The sequence below is a fragment of the Pseudomonas sp. HMSC065H01 genome, assembly GCF_001815235.1.
Classification (GTDB): domain Bacteria; phylum Pseudomonadota; class Gammaproteobacteria; order Pseudomonadales; family Pseudomonadaceae; genus Pseudomonas; species Pseudomonas aeruginosa.
In genome coordinates this window covers 124,801-148,755 of record NZ_KV819932.1, presented here as the reverse complement: position 1 = coordinate 148,755, position 23,955 = coordinate 124,801, and the positions used below count along the sequence as shown (strand labels likewise).

The 23,955-nt window shown below is 66.9% G+C and carries 22 protein-coding genes; 19 read left to right on the top strand and 3 right to left on the bottom strand.

Annotation, left to right across the window (positions count from 1 at the left end):
* Nucleotides 1-264: 264 nt before the first annotated feature.
* Complete coding sequence (locus HMPREF3014_RS28095) at nt 265-960, top strand: tellurite resistance TerB family protein (RefSeq protein ID WP_003106298.1); 696 nt, start codon at nt 265-267, stop codon at nt 958-960.
* Nucleotides 961-996: 36 nt separating this feature from the next.
* Here the strand turns inward: HMPREF3014_RS28095 and HMPREF3014_RS28090 are convergent, their stop codons facing one another.
* Complete coding sequence (locus tag HMPREF3014_RS28090; protein ID WP_003092552.1) at nt 997-1,902, bottom strand: LysR family transcriptional regulator; 906 nt, start codon at nt 1,900-1,902, stop codon at nt 997-999.
* A 170-nt stretch (nt 1,903-2,072) separates the two neighbouring features.
* On the opposite strand from HMPREF3014_RS28090, the gene HMPREF3014_RS28085 reads away from it, so the two are divergent.
* The 18 genes from HMPREF3014_RS28085 (at nt 2,073) to HMPREF3014_RS28000 (ending at nt 22,633) form a co-directional block, all read left to right on the top strand.
* Nucleotides 2,073-3,746, top strand: a complete 1,674-nt coding sequence (locus HMPREF3014_RS28085; protein WP_003159433.1) for a GMC family oxidoreductase — start codon at nt 2,073-2,075, stop codon at nt 3,744-3,746.
* A gap of 108 nt (nt 3,747-3,854) precedes the next feature.
* Complete coding sequence (locus HMPREF3014_RS28080; RefSeq protein WP_003106293.1) at nt 3,855-5,474, top strand: MFS transporter; 1,620 nt, start codon at nt 3,855-3,857, stop codon at nt 5,472-5,474.
* Nucleotides 5,475-5,740: 266 nt separating this feature from the next.
* Nucleotides 5,741-7,369: a Wsp signal transduction system chemoreceptor WspA gene (gene wspA, locus HMPREF3014_RS28075; RefSeq protein WP_003113844.1), complete on the top strand. Its 1,629-nt coding sequence runs from the start codon at nt 5,741-5,743 to the stop codon at nt 7,367-7,369.
* Nucleotides 7,370-7,373: 4 nt separating this feature from the next.
* Complete coding sequence (locus tag HMPREF3014_RS28070) at nt 7,374-7,889, top strand: chemotaxis protein CheW (protein ID WP_028681257.1); 516 nt, start codon at nt 7,374-7,376, stop codon at nt 7,887-7,889.
* On the top strand, nt 7,886-9,154 hold the full coding sequence (locus HMPREF3014_RS28065) for a CheR family methyltransferase (protein WP_003113845.1): 1,269 nt from the start codon (nt 7,886-7,888) through the stop codon (nt 9,152-9,154). Before HMPREF3014_RS28070 ends, HMPREF3014_RS28065 begins: the two co-directional genes overlap by 4 nt.
* Entirely contained in the window at nt 9,147-9,836 is a 690-nt protein-coding gene (locus tag HMPREF3014_RS28060) for a chemotaxis protein CheW (RefSeq protein WP_003103738.1), read from the top strand. The genes HMPREF3014_RS28065 and HMPREF3014_RS28060 overlap by 8 nt, the downstream gene beginning before the upstream one ends.
* Nucleotides 9,833-12,142, top strand: a complete 2,310-nt coding sequence (gene wspE / locus HMPREF3014_RS28055; protein WP_003103736.1) for a Wsp signal transduction system sensor histidine kinase WspE — start codon at nt 9,833-9,835, stop codon at nt 12,140-12,142. Before HMPREF3014_RS28060 ends, wspE begins: the two co-directional genes overlap by 4 nt.
* The gene (gene wspF / locus HMPREF3014_RS28050) at nt 12,139-13,146 is read left to right on the top strand and encodes a Wsp signal transduction system protein-glutamate methylesterase WspF (RefSeq protein WP_003092534.1); all 1,008 of its coding nucleotides are present in this window, start codon (nt 12,139-12,141) and stop codon (nt 13,144-13,146) included. The genes wspE and wspF overlap by 4 nt, the downstream gene beginning before the upstream one ends.
* Nucleotides 13,147-13,253: 107 nt before the next feature.
* On the top strand, nt 13,254-14,297 hold the full coding sequence (wspR, locus tag HMPREF3014_RS28045) for a Wsp signal transduction system regulator diguanylate cyclase WspR (protein ID WP_003103734.1): 1,044 nt from the start codon (nt 13,254-13,256) through the stop codon (nt 14,295-14,297).
* Nucleotides 14,298-14,419: 122 nt separating this feature from the next.
* Nucleotides 14,420-15,515, top strand: a protein-coding gene (gene prfB / locus HMPREF3014_RS28040) for a peptide chain release factor 2 (RefSeq protein ID WP_010895661.1) whose coding sequence is annotated in 2 segments (ribosomal slippage) — nt 14,420-14,491 and nt 14,493-15,515 — 1,095 coding nt in all. Because the reading frame shifts where the segments join, the coding sequence is not laid out codon by codon here.
* A gap of 180 nt (nt 15,516-15,695) precedes the next feature.
* On the top strand, nt 15,696-17,201 hold the full coding sequence (gene lysS / locus HMPREF3014_RS28035) for a lysine--tRNA ligase (protein WP_003103728.1): 1,506 nt from the start codon (nt 15,696-15,698) through the stop codon (nt 17,199-17,201).
* 211 nt (nt 17,202-17,412) lie between these two features.
* On the top strand, nt 17,413-18,126 hold the full coding sequence (locus HMPREF3014_RS28030; RefSeq protein WP_003092520.1) for a TetR/AcrR family transcriptional regulator: 714 nt from the start codon (nt 17,413-17,415) through the stop codon (nt 18,124-18,126).
* 96 nt (nt 18,127-18,222) lie between these two features.
* Nucleotides 18,223-18,774 (top strand): hypothetical protein, encoded by a 552-nt coding sequence (locus HMPREF3014_RS28025; RefSeq protein WP_003103725.1) that lies wholly within the window; start codon nt 18,223-18,225, stop codon nt 18,772-18,774.
* Between the two features lie 8 nt (nt 18,775-18,782).
* Entirely contained in the window at nt 18,783-20,078 is a 1,296-nt protein-coding gene (locus tag HMPREF3014_RS28020; protein WP_003092515.1) for a flavohemoglobin expression-modulating QEGLA motif protein, read from the top strand.
* A gap of 68 nt (nt 20,079-20,146) precedes the next feature.
* Nucleotides 20,147-20,893, top strand: coding sequence for a TIGR00266 family protein (locus HMPREF3014_RS28015; protein ID WP_003113847.1), 747 nt, complete (start codon nt 20,147-20,149; stop codon nt 20,891-20,893).
* Nucleotides 20,890-21,795, top strand: coding sequence for an alpha/beta hydrolase (locus HMPREF3014_RS28010; protein ID WP_003103721.1), 906 nt, complete (start codon nt 20,890-20,892; stop codon nt 21,793-21,795). The genes HMPREF3014_RS28015 and HMPREF3014_RS28010 overlap by 4 nt, the downstream gene beginning before the upstream one ends.
* Nucleotides 21,792-22,115, top strand: coding sequence for a PA3694 family proteiin (locus HMPREF3014_RS28005; protein WP_003092509.1), 324 nt, complete (start codon nt 21,792-21,794; stop codon nt 22,113-22,115). The genes HMPREF3014_RS28010 and HMPREF3014_RS28005 overlap by 4 nt, the downstream gene beginning before the upstream one ends.
* On the top strand, nt 22,112-22,633 hold the full coding sequence (locus HMPREF3014_RS28000) for an O-acetyl-ADP-ribose deacetylase (RefSeq protein ID WP_003163253.1): 522 nt from the start codon (nt 22,112-22,114) through the stop codon (nt 22,631-22,633). Before HMPREF3014_RS28005 ends, HMPREF3014_RS28000 begins: the two co-directional genes overlap by 4 nt.
* 75 nt (nt 22,634-22,708) lie before the next feature.
* On the opposite strand, the gene HMPREF3014_RS27995 is transcribed toward HMPREF3014_RS28000, so the two are convergent.
* Nucleotides 22,709-23,494, bottom strand: coding sequence for a lipotoxin F family OmpA-related lipoprotein LptF (locus HMPREF3014_RS27995; RefSeq protein WP_003092499.1), 786 nt, complete (start codon nt 23,492-23,494; stop codon nt 22,709-22,711).
* A gap of 48 nt (nt 23,495-23,542) precedes the next feature.
* Complete coding sequence (locus HMPREF3014_RS27990) at nt 23,543-23,947, bottom strand: DUF4398 domain-containing protein (protein WP_003092495.1); 405 nt, start codon at nt 23,945-23,947, stop codon at nt 23,543-23,545.
* Nucleotides 23,948-23,955 lie beyond the last annotated feature (8 nt).

Genomic DNA, 23,955 nt, shown 5'->3' with positions numbered 1-23,955 from the left:
TTGCGAATGCGCGCGGAGCGGCTGGCGTTGGACGCCGACCCGCAGTCGCGGGCGGGCGCGGAGTTTAGAGGGCCATGCCGGCGCGTCGAAGGGCTTTCTGCTGGCACTAGGCCTCTATCTGGAGAAATGTGACATGTGTCGCGCTTTGCCACGGTGTCCGGGGAGGCCGGCAATATCTCGAAGCAAACTCCCGGCGGGCAGCGCGGACGCGAAGGGCTAGAGTCGGTCGAATCCGGTTGTTACCGAACGTCCTGGAGGTTCCTCATGAATACCCGTGGTTTGCTCGACCAATTGCTCAAGTCCGGGCAGGAAATGTTGCAGAACAAGTCCGGCGGCAAGCCCGGCGCCAGCGGCGGCGGACAGCTCGGCAGCCTGCTTTCCGGCGCCGGCGGCGGAGCCCTGGCGGCCGGCGCCATCGGCCTGCTGCTGGGAAACAAGAAGGCGCGCAAGTTCGGCGGCAAGGCGATCACCTACGGCGGCCTCGCCGCGCTCGGGGTGATCGCCTACAAGGCCTACAACAACTGGCAGCAGCAACAGAACGGCGCCGCGCCGCAGGCGCAGCCGCAGACCGTCGACCGCCTGCCGGAAGCCCAGGCCGAAGTGCATAGCCACGCGATCCTCCAGGCCATCGTCGGTGCGGCCAAGGCCGACGGCCACATCGACGAGCGCGAACGGCAGATGATCGAAGGCGAGGTGGCCAAGCTGACCAGTGACCGCGAGGTGCAGGGCTGGCTGGAGCGCGAGCTGAACAAGCCGCTGGACCCGGCCGAGATCGCCCGTGCCGCGAGCACCCCGGAGATCGCCGCGGAGATGTACCTGGCCAGCCTGCTGATGGTCGACGAGGAAAGCTTCATGGAGCGCTCCTACCTCGAGGAGCTGGCGCGGCAGCTGCGCCTGGAGCCCTCGTTCAAGCTGGAGCTGGAGAACCAGGCCAGACAGGCGCTGCAACGCCTGGCCTGAGACGGCGGAGTGTCGTTCCGCGGATAACCGCCGCCATCAGGGCGGCGGCGTTGCCGAAGGGCCGAGCAGAACCTCTCGCTCGCGCTGGCACAGCTCCAGCAGGAAGTCCCAGACCACCCGCAGGCGCACCGAGCGGTGCAACTCCCGCCGAGTGCTCATCCAGTACTCGCGCTGGATGCTTTCCTCGGGCAGCACCGGTACCAGCAACGGATCGCGGCTACCCATGAAGTGCGGCAGGATCGCCAGGCCGATGCCGGCCTGTGCCGCCTGCTGCTGGGCGACCACGCTGGTGCTGCGGAACACGACCTGCGGGTGGCGGCAGAAACTGTGGTGGAACATCAGTTCCTGGCTGAACAGCAGGTCGTCGACGTAGCCGATCCACTGGTGCCTGCCGAGGTCGTCGCGGTCGCGCAGCGGCGGCGCCTGTTCCAGGTAGGCGGGGCTGGCGAACAACGCCAGGCGATAGCGGGTCAGCAGGCGGGTGATCACCAGGTCGGCGCTCGGCCGGTCGAGGGAGATGGCGATGTCCGCTTCGCGGTTGGTGATGCTGACGAAGCGCGGCACCGAGACCAGCTCGACCTCCAGGCCCGGGTAGTGGCGCATCAATTGCGCCAGGCGCGGAGCGAGGAAGACGCTGCCGAGGCCTTCGGTGACGCCGATGCGGATCTGCCCCAGCGGCGAGATGCTCTGGCTCATTTCTTCCTGGGCGAGCAGCGCGGTGTTCTCCATCGCCTCGGCGTGCTTGAGCAGCGCCTGGCCGGCCGGAGTCAACTGGTAGCCGCCGGTGTGCTGGGCGAACAGTTGGGTGCCGAGGTCGCGCTCGATGTTCTCGATGTGCCGGGCCACCGTGGCGTGAGTGGTGCCGAGACGCTTGGCGGCGGTCAGCAGGCGACCGCTGCGCTGCAACTCGAGGAAGAAACGCAGGTCATTCCAGTCGAACATGGGGAGCGCCTTCTGCCGGGCCGAGGGGGGCTGTTAGAAAACGAACAATAGCTGCCCCGAAACGTTTGTTTTTTTATCGCGAATGAACGACTAGCCTCAAGCCGTTCGAGACTTGCCGGTCATCCGCAGGTCCGACGGCCCATCACAAGAATGACAAGACGAGGCTCGCCATGCCCGAGGTACTGGATACCTACGACTACCTCATCGTTGGCGCCGGACCTGCCGGCTGCCTGCTGGCCAACCGGCTTTCCGCCGACCCTGCCAACCGTGTCCTGCTGCTGGAAGCCGGCGGCCCGGACAACTATCCCTGGATCCACATTCCCGTCGGCTACCTCTACTGCATCGGCAACCCGCGTACCGACTGGTGCTTCGACACCGACGAGGTCCCCGGGCTCAACGGTCGTTCCCTGAAGTACCCGCGCGGCAAGGTGCTCGGAGGATGCTCCTCGATCAATGGCATGATCTACATGCGTGGCCAGGCCCGCGACTACGACCAGTGGGTGGCCGAAGGCAATCCGGGCTGGAGCTGGAGAGAGCTGCTGCCGCTGTTCCGCAGGATGGAGGACCATTTCGCCGGGACCAGCGAAATGCACGGCGCCGGCGGCGAATGGCGGGTAGAACGCCAGCGGCTCTCCTGGAAGCTGCTCGATGCCTTCCAGCAGGCGGCGGCGCAGACCGGCATCGCCAGCGTCGAGGATTTCAACGGTGGCGACAACGAAGGCTGCGGCTACTTCCAGGTCAACCAGCGCGGCGGGGTGCGCTGGAATGCCTCGAAAGGCTTCCTGCGCGGCATCGCCCAGCGCGCCAACCTGACGGTTCTGACCCATGCCGAAGTCCAGCGAGTGCTCCTCGAGGACGGCCGCGCCAGGGCCCTGTCGGTCCGTTGGCAGGGCCGCGAGCAGCGCTTCGAGGCGCGCCGCGAGATCGTCCTGAGCGCCGGCGCGATCGGTTCGCCGTGCCTGCTGCAACGCTCCGGGATCGGCCCGCGGGACCTGCTGGAGCGGCTCGGCGCCGGGGTCGTCCACGAGTTGCCCGGGGTCGGTGGCAATCTCCAGGATCACCTGCAGCTGCGCATGATCTACAAGGTCGACGGCGTTCCCACCCTCAACCAGATCGCCGGCAGCCTATGGGGCAAGCTGGGCATGGGTCTGCGCTACCTGGCGAGCCGCAGCGGGCCGTTGTCGATGGCGCCGAGCCAACTGGGCGCCTTCGCCCGCTCCGATCCGCAGCAGCCCTCGGCCAACCTCGAATACCACGTCCAGCCGCTCTCGCTGGATCGCTTCGGCGAGCCGCTGCATGCCTTCCCTGCGTTCACCGCGTCGGTCTGCGACCTGCGTCCGCACAGCCGGGGAACGGTGCGCATCCGCTCGCTCGACCCGGGCGAGGCGCCGTCGATCCAGCCCAACTACCTGAGCGATCCGCGCGACCTGAAGGTCGCCGCCGACGCCATACGCCTGACCCGCCGCATCGCCGCCGCACCGGCGCTGGCCGCCTTCCGTCCGCAGGAATACAAGCCCGGCCCGGAATACCGCAGCGAAGAGGATCTGCAGCGCGCTGCGGCGGAGATCGGCACCACCATCTTCCACCCTGCCGGCACCTGCCGCATGGGCCAGGGGCCGCAAGCGGTGGTGGATGCGCAATTGAGGGTGCACGGAATCCCCGGCCTGCGCATCGCCGATGCCTCGATCATGCCCAGCCTGACCTCCGGCAACACCTGTTCGCCGGTGCTGGTGATCGCCGAGAAGGCGGCGCAGATGATTCTCGCCGAGCGCCGCCGCGAGGCCGCGCCGCAGGTCGTCGAAAGCGCCATGGCGGCCGGCGGCAAGGAGGCGGTGGAGGCCTGAGGATCGCTACACCCCGTATCGCGTGGCGCCCGGCGCCGCAGCGGTCGACGCTGAAAACGGAAATGGCAGACAACAATAAGAGCCCCCACAAGGGGCGGGAGAGCCGCAATGACCGAGTACGCAACGACCCCTTCCTACACAGTGCCTGCGACCACGCCCCAGGAGGAGCGCAAGGTGATCTTCGCCTCCTCGCTGGGCACGGTCTTCGAGTGGTACGACTTCTTCCTCTACGGCGCCCTGGCGGCGGTGATCAGCAAGCAGTTCTTCGCCGGCGTCAACGACACCACGGCCTTCATCTTCGCCCTGATGGCCTTCGCCGCCGGCTTCCTGGTGCGGCCCTTCGGCGCGCTGGTGTTCGGCCGCCTGGGCGACATGATCGGGCGCAAGTACACCTTCCTGGTGACCATCCTGTTGATGGGGTTGTCGACCTTCGCTGTCGGCCTGCTGCCCACCTATGCCTCGATCGGGGTCGCCGCGCCGATCATCCTGGTCACCTTGCGCATGCTCCAGGGCCTGGCCCTGGGCGGCGAGTACGGCGGCGCGGCGATCTATGTCGCCGAGCACGCCCCGGCGAACAAGCGCGGTAGCTACACCAGTTGGATCCAGTCCACCGCGACCCTCGGCCTGTTGCTCTCGCTGCTGGTGATCCTGGCCTGTCGCCAGTTGACCGGCGACGAGTTCGAGACCTGGGGCTGGCGCCTGCCATTCCTGCTGTCCATCGTCCTGCTGGGCATCTCCACCTGGATCCGCCTGTCCATGCGCGAGTCGCCAGCGTTCCTCAAGATGAAGGCCGAGGGCAAGGTCAGCAAGGCGCCGCTGCGCGAGTCCTTCACCCAGTGGGGCAACCTGAAGGTGGTGCTGACCGCGCTGTTCAGCATCAATGCCGGCCAGGCGGTGACCTTCTACACGGCGCAGTTCTACGTGCTGTTCTTCCTTACCCAGGTGCTCAAGGTCGATGGCGGCACCGCCAACGGTCTGCTGATCGTCGCCCTGGTGCTTGGCGCGCCGTTCTTCATCGTCGCCGGCTGGCTGTCCGACCGCATCGGCCGCAAGCCGGTGCTGCTGGCCGGCCTGTTGCTCGCCACGCTGTTCTACTTCCCGCTGTTCAAGGGCCTGACCCACTACGCCAACCCGGCCATCGACCAGGCCAGCCGGCAGTCGCCGATCAGCGTGGTGGCCGACCCGGCGACCTGCACTTTCCAGTTCGACCCGGTAGGCAAGGCGACCTTCGACAGCCCCTGCGACAAGGTCAAGACCTTCCTGGTCAAGGCCGGCCTGCCCTACTCGACGGTGGCGGCGCCCGCCGGCAGCGACGTCAGGGTGCGGATCGGCGAGACCGAGATCGCCGGCTTCGACGCCGAAGCGATGGCGGCCGCGGTGAAGACGGCAGGCTATCCGCAGCAGGCCGACGGCAGCCAGGTGAACAAGCCGATGGTGATCGCCATCATCTTCGCCCTGGTACTGATCTCCACCCTCTGCTATGGCCCGCTGGCGGCGCTGATGGTCGAACTGTTCCCGACCCGCATCCGCTATTCCTCGCTGTCCCTGCCGTACCACATCGGCAACGGCTGGTTCGGCGGCTTCCTGCCCACGGTCTCGTTCGCCCTGGTGGTGTACACCGGCGACATCTTCTACGGCCTCTGGTATCCGGTGCTGATCACCGGCGGTAGCCTGGTCTGCGCCTTGCTGTTCCTCCGCGAAACCCGCCATACCGACATCCACCGGTGAAATCGCGCCCCGTTCCCGGCATGGGGACGGGGCGCACATTCCCTCCGTGATGAGCCTGTCTTCTCAGAAAAGTCTGGCTTGCCAGTTTTCTTTCTTTCTCTTTCTGCCACACTTCTGGCGTCAAAAAACGCCTTTCCAGCGCCTACAATAGCGGGAAAACCCTATGGCGCTGCTTGCCGGTGCCGGGGACGGCCTATACAGTCCGCGCGATTGACGGGCCGTTGTGGCGGCAGGAACGAATCCGGACTCGAGTCTTGGGGAAAAATGTGAAGAACTGGACTGTTCGCCAGCGAATCCTGGCAAGTTTCGCCGTGATCATCGCGATCATGCTGCTGATGGCCGCTACTGCGTACGTGAAGATGTTGACGGTGGAAAAGGGCGCCTACCGTGTCCAGGACGACGCCATGCCGGGGATGTACTTCATCACGCTGGTACGCAGTTCGTGGACCGACAACTACTTGCAGACCCAGGAACTGTTCGGCATCACCGACGACCACGAGCTGAGCAAGGCCGAGGCCGACAGTATCCTCGCCAGCGAGGAGCGCCTGGACCAGCAGATCGCCTCCTACCAGAAGACCATGAACCCCGACGAGGCCCGCGACCACGAGTTGCTCGCCGGTTTCCAGGCCGTGCGCAAGGACTACCTGGAGCAGCACGACAAGGTGCTCGAGCTTTACCGCGAGAAGCGCTTCGAGGAAGCCGGCAAGCTCGTCGCCGGCCCGTTGACCGAGCACTGGCGCGAGGGCCGCAAGTACCTCAACGAGATGATCGAGCTGAACAAGGACATCGCCGACCGCGCCTCGGACAACATCGTAAACGCGGTGGACGATGCCGAACTGAGCATGCTGGTGACCCTGCTGCTGGCGGTGGTGGTAGCCGGCATCTGCGGGTTCCTGCTGTTGCGGGCGATCACCCAGCCGATCCAGAAGATCGTCCGCAGCCTCGACCTGATGGCCGGTGGCGACCTCACCGCACGCCTGAACCTCGGCCGGCGTGACGAATTCGGCGCCATCGAGACCGGTTTCAACGGCATGGCCGAAGAGCTCAAGGGCCTGGTGTCGCAGGCCCAGCGTTCTTCGGTGCAGGTCACCACCTCGGTCACCGAGATCGCCGCGACCTCCAAGCAGCAGCAGGCCACCGCCACCGAAACCGCCGCGACCACCACGGAGATCGGCGCCACTTCTCGCGAGATCGCCGCCACCTCGCGCGACCTGGTGCGGACAATGAGCGAAGTCTCCGGCGCCGCCGAGCAGACGTCGACCCTGGCCGGTTCCGGCCAGTTGGGCCTGGCGCGCATGGAGGAAACCATGCACCACGTGATGGGCGCGGCCGACCTGGTCAACGCCAAGCTGGCGATCCTCAACGAGAAGGCCGGCAACATCAACCAGGTGGTCACCACCATCGTCAAGGTCGCCGACCAGACCAACCTGCTCTCGCTGAACGCCGCCATCGAGGCGGAGAAAGCCGGCGAGTACGGCCGCGGGTTCGCCGTGGTGGCCACCGAGGTGCGCCGGCTGGCGGACCAGACCGCGGTCGCCACCTACGACATCGAGCAGATGGTGCGCGAGATCCAGTCGGCGGTATCGGCCGGGGTGATGGGCATGGACAAGTTCTCCGAGGAGGTCCGCCGCGGTATCGCCGAGGTCGGCCAGGTCGGCGAGCAACTGTCGCAGATCATCCAGCAGGTGCAGGCGCTGGCGCCGCGGGTGCAGATGGTCAACGAGGGTATGCAGGCCCAGGCTACCGGTGCCGAGCAGATCAACCAGGCGCTGGTGCAACTGGGCGAGGCCACCGGGCAGACCGTGGAGTCGCTGCGCCAGGCCAGCTTCGCCATCGATGAGCTGAACCTGGTGGCGAACGGGCTGCGCAACGGCGTATCCCGCTTCAAAGTCTGAGGCTGTGACCGTGTCCCGCTCCACCGGCGATCATCGACGCACCAGCAAGCTGTTCCTGCTGTTCCGCATGGAAGGCGACCGCTATGCCCTGGATGCCCGCGAAGTGGTCGAAGTGCTGCCGCTGCTGCGCCTGAAGCGCATTCCGGAGGCGCCGGAATGGGTCGCCGGGGTGTTCTCCCATCGCGGCGTCCTGGTCCCGGTGCTCGACCTCTGCGCAATGGCCTTCGGCCGCGCGGCGCTGGCCCGCACCAGCACGCGCATCGTGCTGGTCGAATACCGCGCCCGCCAGGACCGGGAGCCGGTCTGGCTCGGACTGATCCTCGAACAGGCCACCGATACCCTGCGTTGCGAACCGTCGGCGTTCCGCGACTATGGCCTGGACAACGGCGAGGCCCGCTATCTCGGTCCGGTCTATGAAGGACCACGGGGACTGGTGCAATGGGTGCGGGTCGAGGCATTGCTGCCCGACGAAGTGCGCGCCCTGCTGTTCCCGCCGGAGTGCGGCGAGGGGACGGCATGAACGATCGCTTCGAACGCCTGCTCAAGAGCAGGATCGGCCTGGATGCCAGCTCGGTGGGCAGCGCGGTGATCGAGCGCGCGGTACGCCAGCGCATGAGCGGCCTCGCGCTGCACGACGAGGACGAATACTGGATGCGCCTGAACGGCTCGCCGGGCGAGGTGCAGGCGCTGATCGAAGCGGTGGTGGTGCCGGAGACCTGGTTCTTCCGCTACCCGGAGTCGTTCACCACCCTCGCCAGGCTGGCCTTCGAGCGCCTGCCGAGCCTGGGCGGCGGACGCGCGCTAAGGATCCTCAGCCTGCCCTGTTCCACCGGCGAGGAGCCGTATTCCATCGTCATGGCCTTGCTCGATGCCGGGCTCTCCGAGTACCTGTTCGAGGTCGACGCCCTCGACGTCAGCGCTCGGGTGATCGAGCGCGCCAGCCTCGGGGTGTACGGCAGGAATTCCTTCCGCGGCGACGAACTGGGGTTTCGCGACCGCCATTTCAGCGAGGTTGCCGAGGGCTACCAGTTGGCCGAGCAGGTTCGCCGCAAGGTGCGCTTCCGCTGCGGCAATTTGCTCGATCCCGGGCTACTGGCGGGCGAGGCACCCTACGATTTCGTGTTCTGTCGCAACCTGCTGATCTATTTCGACCGCCCGACCCAGAGCGAGGTGGTCGAGGTGCTCAAGCGCCTGTTGCGGCCGGACGGCGCGATGTTCATCGGACCAGCCGAGGCGAGCCTGCTCAGCCAGCATGGCATGCAGCCGATCGGCGTGCCGCTGTCTTTCGTGTTCCGCCGGACCAGCGAGGCGCCCCGCGGCGCGCGGCCCAAGGCGGTGAGCGACGGAGCGCGCCCGGTGGTTGCCGCCGCCGTGGAGCGTGCGAGTATTCGGCCTTCGCCGCCGCCACCGGCGAAACCGCGCCAGCGGCTGTCCAGCCTGGTTCCACCAGCCAGCGGCCAGCCCCTCGCCAGTCCCGTCGGCGAGTTCGACGAAATCGCCCGCCTGGCGGATGCCGGCCAGCACCGCGAGGCGCGCGCCGCCTGCGAGCGCCAACTGGCCGCGCGTGGGCCGTCGGCCACGGTCTTCTACTGGCTCGGGCTGCTCAGCGATGTCGCCGGGCAGGAGCAGGAAGCCCAGGATTTCTACCGCAAGGCCCTGTACCTGGAGCCGCAGCACGCCGAGGCGCTGGCGCACCTGGCGGCGCTGCTCGCCGCTCGCGGCGACCATGCCGGCGCCCGGCGCCTGCAGCAACGTGCGGCCCGTGGAGTGAACAAAGATGGTTGAGGCGAGCCTGACCTTGCTCGATACCCAACAGGTGGATGACTGCTGGAACCGCATCGGCGTGCATGGCGACAAGTCCTGCGAACGCCTGGCCGAGCATGTCCATTGCCGCAACTGCGAGGTTTACGCTGCCGCGGCGACCTACTTGCTGGACCGCATCGCCCTGCGCCAGGACCAGCTCGACAGCGCCGAAACGATGGACAGCCAGCGCGAACAGAGCGACCTCGGCGAGACGCGTTCGATCCTGGTGTTCCGCCTGGGCGAAGAGTGGTTCGGCCTGGCCACCGGCAGCCTGGTGGAAGTGGCGCCGATGAATCCTATCCATTCCCTGCCGCACCAGCGCTCGCGCGCCCTGCAAGGGGTGACCAACGTGCGCGGCGCGCTGGTCGCCTGCCTTTCCCTCGGCGAACTGCTGGATCTCGAACCCGGCGCCGCGCCGGTCAGCGAGCGCCGGGTGGTTCCGCGCATGCTGATCATTTCCGCCGCCGGCGGTCCGGTGGTGGCGCCGGTGGAGGAAGTCGACGGCATCCATGCGATTCCGCTGGCGCGGATACTGCCGCCCAACCACGCCGACGGCCAGGCCTCGCGCCGGCACGTGGCCGGCGTGCTGCAATGGCGCGAGCGGAGCATCACCCTGCTCGACGAAGGCCCTCTCCTGCAAGCCGTAGCGCGGAGCCTGGCATGACCCCGGACCAGATGAGAGACGCGTCGCTGCTCGAGCTGTTCCGGCTCGAGGCGGAGGCCCAGACCCAGGTGCTCAACGCCGGCCTGATGGCGCTGGAGCGCAGCCCGACCCAGGCCGACCAACTGGAAGCCTGCATGCGCGCCGCGCACTCGCTGAAAGGCGCGGCGCGTATCGTCGGGCTGGACGCCGGCGTGCGCGTGGCGCACGTCATGGAGGATTGCCTGGTGGAGGCGCAGGACGGACGCCTGCTCCTGCAATCGGAACATATCGATGCGTTGCTCCAGGGCTGCGACCTGTTGCTGCGTATCGGCACCCCGCCAGCCGGCGACGCAGGCTGGGCCGAAGGCGCCGGGCGGGAAGAGATCGACGGCCTGGTGCTGCGCCTCGAAGGCCTGGTGCGCAGCGGCCTGCCGCTGGCCCGCGCGGAGCTGCCGGCGACGACTCCCGGTCTGCCGGAAGCGGTCCCCGAGGCGCCGCCAGCGGCGTCAGCGGCCGCCAGCGACGACAACGACGAGGAGCCCGCCGGGCAGGCGGGCGGCGAACAGGCCGAGGAGCGCCGCAGCCGGGTCCTGCGGGTCACCGCCGAACGCCTGGACCGGCTGCTGGATATCTCCAGCAAGTCGCTGGTGGAGTTCCAGCGCATCAAGCCGCTGGCCGATTCCCTGCAACGCCTGCGTCGCCTGCAGTCCAGCGCCAGCCGCGCGCTCGACGTGGTACGCGAGACGGTCCAGGAAACCGCCCTCGACCCGCAGGCCCAGGCCATGCTCGGCGAGGCGCGGCAACTGATTGGCGAATGCCAGCAGATGCTGGTGCAGCACATCGCCGATCTCGACGAGTTCGCCTGGCAGGGCGGCCAGCGTGCCCAGGTGCTCTACGACGCGGCGCTGGCCTCGCGGATGCGGCCATTCGCCGACGTCCTTAGCGGCCAGGCGCGGATGGTTCGCGACCTGGGCCGCTCGCTGGGCAAGCAGGTGCGCCTGCTGGTCGAGGGCGAAAGCACCCAGGTCGACCGGGATGTCCTGGAAAAACTCGAAGCGCCGCTCACCCACCTGCTACGCAATGCCGTCGATCACGGTATCGAGGCGCCGGAAACCCGCCTCGCCGCCGGCAAGCCGGCCGAGGGCAGGATCACCATCCGCGCCCGCCACCACGCCGGCATGCTGGTCCTGGAACTGAGCGACGACGGCGGCGGCATCGATCTGCAGCGCCTGCGCGAGACCGTGCTCAATCGCCAGTTCGCCACCGCCGAGACCGTGGCGCAACTGAGCGAGGAGGAACTCCTGGCGTTTCTCTTCCTGCCCGGCTTCAGCATGCGCGAGCAGGTCACCGAGGTGTCCGGTCGCGGCGTCGGACTGGATGCCGTGCAGCACATGGTCCGCCAGTTGCGCGGCGGCGTGCGCATGGAGCAACGCCAGGGGCAGGGAGCGCTGTTTCACGTCGAGGTGCCGCTGACCCTGTCCGTGGTGCGCAGCCTGGTGGTGGAGATCGGCGAGGAGGCCTACGCCTTCCCGCTGGCGCACATCGAGCGCATGTGCGAGCTGGAAGCGGAGGAGATCGTCCAGCTCGAAGGTCGCCAGCACTTCTGGTACGAGGGTCGCCATGTCGGCCTGGTCTCGGCTGCGCAACTGCTGCAGCGGCCCGAGAGCAGCCGCACCGAAGGGGCCATCCCGGTAGTGGTGGTGCGCGACCGCGATGCGGTCTACGGCGTCGCCGTGGAGCGTTTCGTCGGCGAGCGTACCCTGGTGGTGATGCCTCTCGATCCGCGCCTGGGCAAGGTGCGCGACGTTTCCGCCGGCGCCTTGCTGGACGACGGTTCGCCGGTGCTGATCCTGGACGTCGAGGACCTCCTGCATTCGGTCGGCAAGCTGCTCAGCAGCGGCCGCCTGGAGCGCATCGATCGCAGCCGGCGGCAGGCCGGCGGGGCGCAACGCAAGCGCATCCTGGTGGTCGACGACTCGCTCACGGTGCGTGAGCTGGAACGCAAGCTCCTGCTCGGCCGCGGCTACGACGTGGCAGTGGCGGTGGATGGCATGGACGGCTGGAACGCCCTGCGCTCGGAGCATTTCGACCTGCTCATCACCGATATCGACATGCCGCGCATGGACGGTATCGAACTGGTCACCCTGGTGCGTCGCGACAGCCGCCTGCAGTCGCTGCCGGTGATGGTGGTGTCCTACAAGGATCGTGAGGAGGACCGTCGGCGCGGTCTCGACGCCGGCGCCGACTATTATCTGGCGAAGGCCAGTTTCCACGATGAGGCCTTGCTGGATGCCGTCGTCGTCCTGATCGGAGAAGCACAGGGTTGAGGATCGGAATCGTCAATGACATGCCGTTGGCCGTCGAGGCGCTGCGCCGCGCGCTGGCCTTCGAGCCGCAGCACCAGATCGTCTGGGTCGCCAGCAACGGTGCCGAGGCGGTGACCCAGTGCGCCGCCGATACGCCCGACGTGGTGCTGATGGACCTGCTCATGCCGGTGATGGACGGTGTCGAGGCAACTCGTCGGATCATGGCGGAAAGTCCTTGCGCGATCGTGATTGTTACCGTCGATATCGAGCAGAATGTGCACCGGGTTTTCGAAGCGATGGGATATGGCGCGCTCGATGCGGTGAACACGCCGGCGCTGGGCATCGGCAACCCGCAAACGGCGGCGGCGCCGTTGTTGCGCAAGATTCAGAACGTCGGCTGGCTGATCGGCCAGCGCGATAACCGTGGCAAGGTCCAGGTGGTGCCGCCGAAGGCCGGCGGGGCGCGCCAGCGTCTGGTGGCGATCGGCGCTTCGGCTGGCGGTCCGGCGTCGCTCGCGGTGTTGCTCAAGCAACTGCCGGCCAGTTTCAATGCCGCAGTGGTGCTGGTGCAGCATGTCGACGAGGTATTCGCCGCCGGCATGGCCGAATGGCTGGCCAGCGAATCGAAGCTGCCGGTGCGCCTGGCGCGCGATGGCGAGCCGCCGATACCGGGGCAGATCCTGCTGGCGGGGACCAACAATCACATCCGCCTGCTGCGCAACGGTTCGCTGGTGTACACCGCCGAACCGCGTTCTTTCGTCTACCGGCCGTCCATCGACGTGTTTTTCGAGAGCGTGGCGAACTACTGGCGTGGCGACGCCGTGGGCGTGCTGCTGACCGGCATGGGCCGCGACGGCGCCCAGGGCCTCAAGCAGATGCGCGAGCGCGGCTTCCTCACCATCGCCCAGGACCAGGCCAGTTGCGCGGTCTACGGGATGCCGAAGGCCGCGGCGGCGATCGATGCCGCGGTGCAGATCCTTTCCCTGGAAAAGATCGCCCCGCGCCTGGCGGAGGTATTCGATTAGCCGGGCGCGAGTCCGGCCAGGCGCCAGGGTAGGCGCCGGCGCCCGCCGTGGCGGTGCGTGGAACAGCATTCAATTTGATACGAGGGGCCCCGGTCCCGGAGAGAAACATGCACAACCCTCATGAGAGCAAGACCGACCTGGGCGCCCCTCTGGACGGCGCGGTCATGGTACTGCTTGTCGATGATCAGGCCATGATCGGAGAGGCTGTGCGTCGCTCGCTGGCGAGCGAGGCGGGCATCGACTTCCACTTCTGTTCCGATCCGCAGCAGGCGGTGGCGGTGGCCAACCAGATCAAGCCGACGGTGATCCTCCAGGACCTGGTGATGCCCGGCGTCGACGGCCTCACGCTGCTCGCCGCCTACCGCGGCAACCCGGCGACCCGCGACATCCCGATCATCGTCCTGTCGACCAAGGAAGAGCCGACGGTGAAGAGCGCGGCGTTCGCCGCCGGCGCCAACGACTACCTGGTCAAGCTGCCGGACGCCATCGAGCTGGTGGCGCGGATCCGCTACCACTCGCGTTCGTACATCGCCCTGCAGCAACGCGACGAGGCCTATCGGGCGCTGCGCGAGAGCCAGCAGCAGTTGCTGGAGACCAACCTGGTGCTGCAGCGGCTGATGAACTCCGACGGCCTGACCGGGCTCTCCAACCGTCGTCACTTCGACGAATACCTGGAGATGGAGTGGCGCCGCTCGCTGCGCGAGCAGTCGCAACTGTCGCTGCTGATGATCGACGTGGACTATTTCAAGAGCTACAACGACACCTTCGGCCACGTCGCCGGCGACGAGGCCCTGCGCCAGGTCGCCGGGGCCATCCGCGAGGGCTGCAGTCGCTCCTCGGACCTGGCGGCTCGGTACGGCGGCGAGGAGTTCGCCATGGTCCTCCCGGGCACCTCGCCGGGCGGCGCACGGTTGCTGGCGGAGAAGGTCCGGCGCACGGTGGAGAGCCTGCAGATCAGCCACGACCAGCCACGCCCGGGCTCGCACCTGACCGTCAGCATCGGCGTCAGCACCCTGGTGCCGGGCGGCGGCGGGCAAACCTTCCGGGTTCTCATCGAGATGGCCGACCAGGCGCTCTACCAGGCCAAGAACAATGGCCGCAACCAGGTCGGCCTGATGGAACAGCCGGTGCCGCCGGCCCCGGCGGGCTGAGCGGCGCGCGGCGGCCATGCGTCGCCGGCCGGCATTAAATAGAGGCCGGCGTACTGCCTGTGGGGCGCAAGTGCAGTATACTTCGCAGCTTTTCGACGTTTTCCCGCGAGTGAGCGCCAGCCATGGAAATCAACCCGATCCTCAACAGCATCAAGGACCTCTCCGAGCGCACCCAGACCATTCGGGGGTATCTTTGACTACGATCAGAAGCATGATCGCCTGGTCGAAGTAAACCGCGAGCTCGAAGACCCCAACGTCTGGAACAACCCCGAATACGCCCAGAACCTCGGCCGCGAGCGCGCCCAGCTGGCGCAGGTGGTGGAAACCCTGGACGACCTGACCAGCGGCCTGGCCGACTCCCGCGACCTGCTGGACATGGCGGTCGAGGAAGACGACGAGGGCGCCGTCGACGACGTTGCCAACGAAGTCGAGCGTCTGCGCGAGATCCTCGAGAAGCTGGAGTTCCGCCGCATGTTCAGCGGCGAGATGGACCCGAACAACGCCTACCTGGACATCCAGGCCGGCTCCGGCGGCACCGAGGCCCAGGACTGGGCCAACATGCTGCTGCGCATGTACCTGCGCTGGGCCGACAAGCACGGCTTCGACGCCACTATCATCGAGCTGTCCGAGGGCGAGGTCGCCGGCATCAAGGGCGCCACCGTGCACATCAAGGGCGAGTACGCCTTCGGCTGGCTGCGCACCGAGATCGGCGTGCACCGCCTGGTGCGCAAGAGTCCGTTCGACTCCGGCAACCGTCGCCACACCTCGTTCACCGCGGTGTTCGTATCGCCGGAAATCGACGACAACATCGAGATCGAGATCAACCCGGCCGACCTGCGCATCGATACCTACCGCTCCTCCGGCGCGGGCGGTCAGCACGTGAACACCACCGATTCGGCGGTGCGGATCACCCACGTGCCGACCAATACCGTGGTGGCGTGCCAGAACGAACGCTCCCAGCACGCCAACAAGGACACCGCGATGAAGATGCTGCGGGCCAAGTTGTACGAGCTGGAAATGCAGAAGCGTACCGCCGCGTCCCAGGCCCTGGAGGACTCCAAGTCCGACATCGGCTGGGGCCACCAGATCCGCTCCTACGTGCTCGACCAGTCGCGGATCAAGGACCTGCGTACCGGTATCGAGCGCAGCGACTGCGACAAGGTGCTCGACGGCGATCTAGACGAATACCTCGAAGCCAGCCTCAAACAGGGGCTGTAAAGCTGCTGCGCCTGGCCAGGCCGCGTTGGAAAATGGTTCGGACTGCTCGTTTTTTACGATCGTGAACTCCGTGTCCTCGCCATTTCCCGCCTTGCCTGGCCGGCGTTCGCTACGCTTTTCGCCCCTGTTGCGCAATCCGTTTCCACAGGCAAGAGAGCCTAACCAGGAACCACCAAGACCATGAGCGACCAACAACTCGACCAGCACGAACTGCAACAGGAAGAAAACAAGCTGATCGCCCAGCGCAAGGAAAAACTTGCCGCCGTGCGCGAAGCCCGGGCCATCGCCTTCCCCAACGACTTCCGCCGCGACGCCTACTTCGCGGACCTGCAGAAACAGTACGCCGACAAGACCAAGGAAGAGCTGGAAGCCGCAGCGATCCCGGTCAAGGTGGCCGGTCGGATCATGCTCAACCGCGGTTCCTTCATCGTCCTCCAGGACAGCAGCGAGCGCCTGCAGGTCTACGTCAACCGCAAGACCCTGCCGGAAGAAACCCTGGCCGAGATCAAGACCTGGGACCTGGGCGACATCATCGGCGCCGAAGGCGTGCTGGCCCGCTCGGGCAAGGGCGACCTGTACGTCGACATGACCAGCGTGCGCCTGCTGACCAAGTCGCTGCGTCCGCTGCCGGACAAGCACCATGGCCTGACCGACACCGAGCAGCGCTACCGCCAGCGCTACGTCGACCTGATGGTCAACGAGGAAACCCGCCACACCTTCCGCGTGCGTTCCCAGGTCATCGCCCACATCCGCCGTTTCCTCAGCGAGCGCGGTTTCCTCGAAGTGGAGACCCCGATGCTGCAGACCATCCCCGGCGGCGCCGCGGCCAAGCCGTTCGAGACCCATCACAACGCGCTGGACATGGCCATGTTCCTGCGCATCGCCCCGGAGCTGTACCTCAAGCGCCTGGTGGTCGGCGGTTTCGAGAAGGTCTTCGAGATCAACCGCAACTTCCGTAACGAAGGCGTCTCGACCCGGCACAACCCCGAGTTCACCATGCTCGAGTTCTACCAGGCCTACGCCGACTACGAAGACAACATGGACCTGACCGAGGAACTGTTCCGCGAACTGGCTCAGGCGGTACTCGGTACCACCGACGTGCCCTACGGCGACAAGGTCTTCCACTTCGGCGAGCCGTTCGTGCGCCTGTCGGTGTTCGATTCGATCCTCAAGTACAACCCGGAGATCACCGCCGCCGACCTCAACGACGTCGAGAAGGCGCGGGCCATCGCCAAGAAGGCCGGCGCCAAGGTCCTCGGCCACGAAGGCCTGGGCAAGCTGCAGGTGATGATTTTCGAGGAACTGGTGGAGCACAAGCTGGAGCAGCCGCACTTCATCACCCGCTACCCCTTCGAGGTTTCGCCGCTGGCCCGCCGCAACGACGAAGACCCGAGCGTCACCGACCGCTTCGAGCTGTTCATCGGCGGCCGCGAGATCGCCAATGCCTATTCCGAGCTGAACGACGCCGAGGACCAGGCCGAGCGCTTCATGTTGCAGGTCAAGGAGAAGGACGCCGGCGACGACGAGGCGATGCACTACGACGCCGACTTCATCAATGCCCTGGAATACGGCATGCCGCCGACCGCCGGCGAAGGCATCGGCATCGACCGCCTGGTGATGCTGCTGACCAACTCGCCGTCGATCCGCGACGTGATCCTGTTCCCGCACATGCGCCCGCAGGCCTGAGCGCCGCAACAGTCCATGGAAAAGCCGCCTTCGGGCGGTTTTTTCATGGCCGCGCGGTGTCCCGGCCGCCGGGCCAGGGGCCGATAACCGCCGATCCGCCGGCTGACCACGGAAGGTGCGGGTGGGATCGGAGCTTCCCCGATAGCGGCCGATTGATTCCACGCGAAAAAGTCCGAACAATGCCCCATCGTCCGCGAGCGGAGGAAACACCGTGTCCCGAGTAGCTCCCAGAGACAGCGCCGCGCAGGCCGCCAGCGCGGTAGCCGAAAGCGTTCGTTACCAGGGCCGCAAGGCCAGCCGCCAGGGCAGCGAGCAGCGGCGCCAGGCGATTCTCGATGCCGCCATGCGCCTGATCGTCCGCGACGGCGTACGGGCCGTGCGCCACCGCGCGGTGGCCGCCGAGGCCCAGGTGCCGTTGTCGGCCACCACCTACTACTTCAAGGACATCGACGATCTCATCACCGACACCTTCGCCCTCTTCGTCGAGCGCAACGCAGAGGCGCTGTCGGCGTTCTGGAGCAGCGTGGAGGGCGACCTCCAGGAGATGGCCGCGGTGCTGGCCGACGACCCCGGCGCCCGTGGCTCGCTGGTGGAACGGATCGTCGAGCTGGCCGTGCAGTATGTCCAGGTCCAGCTCACCGAGCGCCGCGAGCACCTGCTGGCCGAACAGGCCTTCCGCCAGGAGGCGTTGCTCAACCCGCGCCTGCGCGAACTGGCCGATGCCCACCAGCGGATTCTCTCCCTCGGCGCCGTGCATTTCTTCCAGGTGCTCGGTTCCGGGCAGCCCGAGCAGGACGCCAAGGTGTTGACGTCGATTATTCTGCAGATGGAATATCAGGGCCTCGTGGACGGGGTCGAGCAACTGGCCGTGGACGAAATGCGCGCCATACTCAGACGGTACCTGAATCTGGTCATGGGCCTGTGACCTGAGCGTCAACCCCGCCATGGCGGGGTTTTTCATACCCGAACCTTCCCTCGGCCAGCCGGTCGCAGGTTGCGGAGGGTTCCTAAGGAGCGTGTGATGAAAGCCTGGCGTTGCCTGGTGGTCCTGAGTTTCCTGCTGTTGGGCGGTTGCCTGGTCACCTTCAAGGAGCCGATACCGCCGCGCGAGGCGGCGCCGAGCCATCTGCTCGGGACCTGGAGCCGCGAGAACGAGTGGAAGGAAGAACAATTCCTGGAGATCACCCGTTCCGGCAGCAATGTCTACCGTGCGCTCAGCTACGTGGACAGCAAGGACAATACCGAGAGCCTGGAAGACTACGGCTTCACCGTCTCCCACCAGGGCAAGCGCTGGTACCTGTCGGCCGGCCTGCCGAAGAGCCTGGGCGGCAACTTCATCATCGCCGGCTTCGAGATCACCGACGGTGACGAGCTGGTGATCTACAACCTCGACGTCGAGCGCATCGTCGAGGACCTCGGCGCCGGCCAGCTCGACGGCGAGACCGTCGACAGCGATCAGGGCAAGGGCGCGCTGGTGCGCAGCCCGTTGGCGAAGGTCTTCGCCTACCTGAACGATCCCGCCAATTCCGACGTGTTCGTCGAGGCCGCCCGCTTCCAGCGGGTCACCCAATGAGATTGCCGATGAGCCAGCGCAAGGCGCAGAACGACTACCAGAAGATCATCCGCTCCCTGTCCGATCGCATCGTCGAGGCGCAGACGCCGATCCGCGTGCTGGATGCGATCAAATGGGACGACGGGATCCGCCAGGACTTCCTCAAGGGCCGCGGCAAGCATGCGCCGAAGGTCGATCGCGGCTACTACGACAGCCGCCCGCTGGCCTTCGACGCCAGCGCCAAGAAGCAGGAATTCCAGAACATCGAGCGCGACATCACCCGCCAGTTGGGCCAGTTCAACCCGGTCGGGCAGATCATGCGGCGGATGTGCAAGGAATACCGGATGGTCATTCGCATGCTCGAGGCGCGCGGCACCCCGGACCTCGGGCTGATCTCCCAGGAACTCTACGGCTCGGCCTCGGACGCCTTCCATGCCGGCGATCCGACCCTGGCCGACCTCGGCCTGATGCTCTCCGACTACCTGAACAACATCGCCGACCGCGGCGATCTCAAGGACGAACCCAAGACCCTGACCGCCAAGGAGGTCGTACCGATCCTCCAGGCGCGGCTGAACACCGTGTTCGGCGAGGAGGAGGGCACCATCCGCGTGTTCGAGTCCGACGGCATCGTCGCCGACGCGGCGGCCGGCGCCGACTACATCAAGGTACGCGCCGACGCCCTGTTCAACGAGCGCGACGTGCGCGCGCTGGAGGTCCACGAGGGCCTGGTGCACGTCGGCACCACCCTGAACGGCCTGAGCCAGCCGATCTGCACCTTCCTCGCCAAGGGACCGCCGTCCTCCACCGTGACCCAGGAAGGCCTGGCGATCCTGATGGAGGTGATCGCCTTCGCCTCCTACCCGACCCGCCTGCGCAAGCTGACCAATCGCACCCGGGCGATCCACATGGCCGAGGAGGGCGCCGATTTCCTCGACGTGTTCCACTTCTACCGCGAGCAGGGCTACAGCCTGGAGGACAGCTACCAGAACGCCAGCCGGGTCTTCCGCGGCTCGACCCCGGATGGCCTGCCGTTCACCAAGGACCTGTCCTACCTGAAGGGCTTCATCCTCATCTACAACTACATCCAGCTCGCCGTGCGCAAGGGCAAGCTCGAACAGATCCCCCTGCTGTTCTGCGGCAAGACCACCCTGGAAGACATGCGCACCCTGCGCCAGCTGGTGGACGAGGGCCTGGTGGCGCCGCCGAAGTACCTGCCGCCGCAGTTCCGCGACCTCAACGCGCTGTCGGCCTGGATGTGCTTCTCGAACTTCCTCAACCACCTCAGCCTGGACCGCATCGAAGCGGACTACGCGAACATCCTCTGACCGTTCCCCGCCGTGCCGGTCTTTCCCGGTGCGCGCGGGCGGTCGGCCGGCAAGCAAGGAGAACGGCGATGGCCAGCCACGAACTCGACTACCGCATCCTCGGCGAATCCATGCAGACCGTGGAGATCGAACTCGACCCCGGGGAAACCGTGATCGCCGAGGCCGGGGCGATGAACTACATGACCGGCGACATCCGCTTCACCGCGCGGATGGGCGACGGCTCCGACGGCAGCCTGCTGGGCAAGCTGTGGAGCGCCGGCAAGCGCAAGCTCGGTGGCGAGTCGGTGTTCATGACCCACTTCACCAACGAAGGCCAGGGCAAGCAGCACGTGGCCTTTGCCGCGCCCTATCCGGGCAGCGTGGTGGCGGTGGACCTGGACGATGTCGGCGGGCGCCTGTTCTGCCAGAAGGACTCGTTCCTCTGCGCAGCCTATGGCACCCGGGTCGGCATCGCCTTCACCAAGCGCCTGGGCGCCGGTTTCTTCGGCGGCGAGGGCTTCATCCTGCAGAAGCTCGAGGGCGATGGCCTGGTCTTCGTCCACGCCGGCGGCACGCTGATCCGCCGCCAGTTGAATGGCGAGACGCTGCGGGTCGACACCGGTTGCCTGGTGGCCTTCACCGACGGCATCGACTACGACGTGCAACTGGCCGGCGGCCTGAAGAGCATGCTGTTCGGCGGCGAAGGATTGCTGCTGACCACCCTCAAGGGCAGCGGCACCGTCTGGCTGCAGAGCCTGCCGTTCTCGCGCCTGGCTGGGCGCATCTACGACGCCACCTTTCGCGCCCGCGAAGAGGTAAGGACCAACAACGGATGAAGCGCCTGCTGATCCCGCTGCTGGTACTCGGCGCGCTGTTCCTCGGTGGCTGCAGTTCGCTGCTGTTCTATCCCGAGCCGGTGGTGCAGATCACTCCGGCGCGCGCCGGGCTGGAGTACCGCGACGTCACCCTGACCACCGCCGACGGCGTGCGCCTGCGCGCCTGGTGGCTGCCGGCGAAGAAAGGCGTGCCGGTGAAAGGCACCGTGCTCTACCTGCACGGCAACGGCGGCAACCTGTCCTGGCACCTCGGCGGCACGTGGTGGCTGCCCGCCGAGGGCTACCAGGTGCTGATGCTCGACTATCGCGGCTACGGCCAGTCGGAGGGCCAGCCGGGACTGCCGGAGGTCTACCGCGACATCGACGCGGCGTTCGCCTGGCTCGACCAGGCGCCGGAGGTGAAGGGCACCGAGCGCGTGCTGCTGGGGCAGAGTCTCGGCGGCGCGCTGGCGATCCACTACCTGGCCGAGCATCCGCAGCGCCAGGGCCAGTTCAAGGCGCTGGTGTTCGACGGGGTACCGGCGAGCTACCGCGGCATCGCCCGGCACATGCTGGACGGTTCCTGGCTGACCTGGCCACTGCAGGTGCCGCTGTCCTGGCTGGTGCCCGACGACGACAGCGCCATCCATTCGGTGGCGCGGCTTTCTGGCGCACCCATGCTGTTCTTTCACAGCATCGACGATACCATTGTGCCCCTCGAGAACGGCATCGCCCTGTACCGCCAGGCGCGGCCGCCGAAGGTCCTGCAACTGACCCGAGGCGGCCACGTGCAGACCTTCGCCGAAGCGACCTGGCAGGAAGTGATGCTGCGCTTCCTCGACGATCCCCATGGCTTCACCGGCCTGCGCCGGCTGGCCGAAATCCCGAACCGCGAATCCGCGAAACCCGAAGGCAATCCATGAGCGACCGTAACGTACTCCCCTGCATCCTGACCGGCATCGGTACCATCTTCGTCACCGTCGGCGTGCTCTGGTACTACGGCTACCTGCATTTCGCCAAGCCGCAGGACGCCCTGTTGCTGGCCGACTTCACCATGCTGAAGAGCCTGCCCGGCGAAGATGTGAAGCTGTCCCTGGAGCCGGCCAAGCAGGTCGCGCAGTGCATCGATGGCGTCCTGGTGCTGTTCGACACCGAGCAGAAGGGCCTTTCCGGCGTGCTGGTGGACAACAGGAAGCACGCCGTGCGCTGCGCCGGACAGGAAGTCCCGCAGGAAGTGAAATGACCGAGGTCCGCGTCTGGCAGGGAGACATCACCCGTCTTGCGGTGGATGCCATCGTCAACGCGGCGAACTCCTCGCTGCTCGGTGGGGGCGGTGTCGACGGCGCCATCCACCGCGCCGCCGGTGCCGAACTGGTGGCGGCCTGCCGCCTGCTGCACGGTTGCAAGACCGGCGAGGCGAAGATCACCCGTGGGTTCCGTCTGTCGGCGGCCCACGTGATCCACACCGTCGGCCCGGTCTGGCGCGGCGGCGACAACGGCGAAGCGGAGCTGCTGGCCAGCTGCTACCGGCGCAGCCTGGCGCTGGCCGAGCAGGCCGGGGCGGCCAGCGTCGCGTTCCCCGCCATCAGCTGCGGCATCTACGGCTATCCCTTGGAGCAGGCCGCGGCCATTGCCGTCGAAGAGGTCTGCCGGCAACGCCCGGCGCACAGCAGCCTGGAGGAAATCGTCCTGGTTGCCTTCGATAGCTCGATGGCCGAGCGCTACCAGCGCTTGCTCGGCGAGCGGCCTGTGGCCCGCTGATACCTGGAAAGCTCAAGCCCCGCCCATGAAAAAGCCCCGCCGGATGGCGGGGCTTTTGGGCTTCCGTAGGGCTTATCAGCCGCTGACGGAGGAGCGTGGCGCGACCGGCTTGGCGTCGTTGGAAATGGTGACTTCCACCCGACGGTTCATGGCACGGCCGGAGCTGGTGCCGTTGCTGGCCACCGGATATTCCTTGCCGTAGCCACGGGTGGCTACGCGTTCCGGGCTGATGCCGCGGCTGAGCAGGGCCATGCGCACCGAGTCGGCACGACGCTCGGACAGGCGCTGGTTGTAGTTGGCGGAACCGGTGCTATCGGTGTAGCCCTCTACGATCACCTGGCGCTCCGGGTTCTGCTGGAGGAACTCGGCCAGTTGCTGGATGTTGCGCATGGCGCCGGGCTTCAGGTCGGACTTGTCGAGATCGAACAGAACGTCGCCGAAGGTCACCATGGTGCCGCGCGAGGTCTGCTTGGCATTCAGTTGGCTACGCAGCTTGTCCAGTTGCGCGGTGCGCGCGTCGAGGCGGGCCTGGGCGCGCTGGGCGGAGGCGTTCTGCAACTGCGCCTCGGCATTGCGCAGGACGATGGTCTGCTTGGCCAGTTCGATGCGCTGGTTGGTCAGGTAGGCCAGTTGGTCCACGTCGCGCTGGTCTTCGCCATCCTGGTAGGCCTTGTCGGCCTTGGCCAGCCAGTCGCCGGCGTCCTTGGTTTCCAGGGCCGCGACCTTGGTCGCGTCGGGCTGCGACTGCAGCGCGGAGAAGTTGCTGCGGGCCTGTTCCAGGTTGGCGTTCGGCGGCGTGGAGCAGGCGGCCAGCGCCAGGGCCAGCAGGGATACGGCGGGGAGGGCAATGTACTTACGCATAGGGGTCATCCTTAATCACGAATCGACGAAAGAAGGGCGGAATCCGGCTTAGTGCTGCGTATCGCGCATGCCTTCCTCACGCAGTTCCATGACGCCCTGCTGGGCATCCTTCACGGCTTTCTGCGCCTTGGCGGCCTGGGTCTTGCGCTCGGCGACCCGGGCGTCCCACTCGGCCTGCTGCGCCAGGCGCTTGGCCTGGTCGTATTCCTTGTCGTTCATGGCGATGCGCGCCTGGCTCAGCTTGTCCTGAGCGGACTTCATCTCGACCGGGGCATATTCCGGGCCGCCGGCGCTCACCGCGTTATTCACCGCGGATTCGGTCACGGCGAACTGCTCGGTCGGCGGGTTGCCGGCGCAGCCGGCCAGGACCAGGCTGCTGCCTACGGCCAGCAGGGCCAGCTTGAGGCCACGCAGGGAACCGGTGTGTTGCTTGCTCATCGCTTTTTGCTCCATGGGAAATT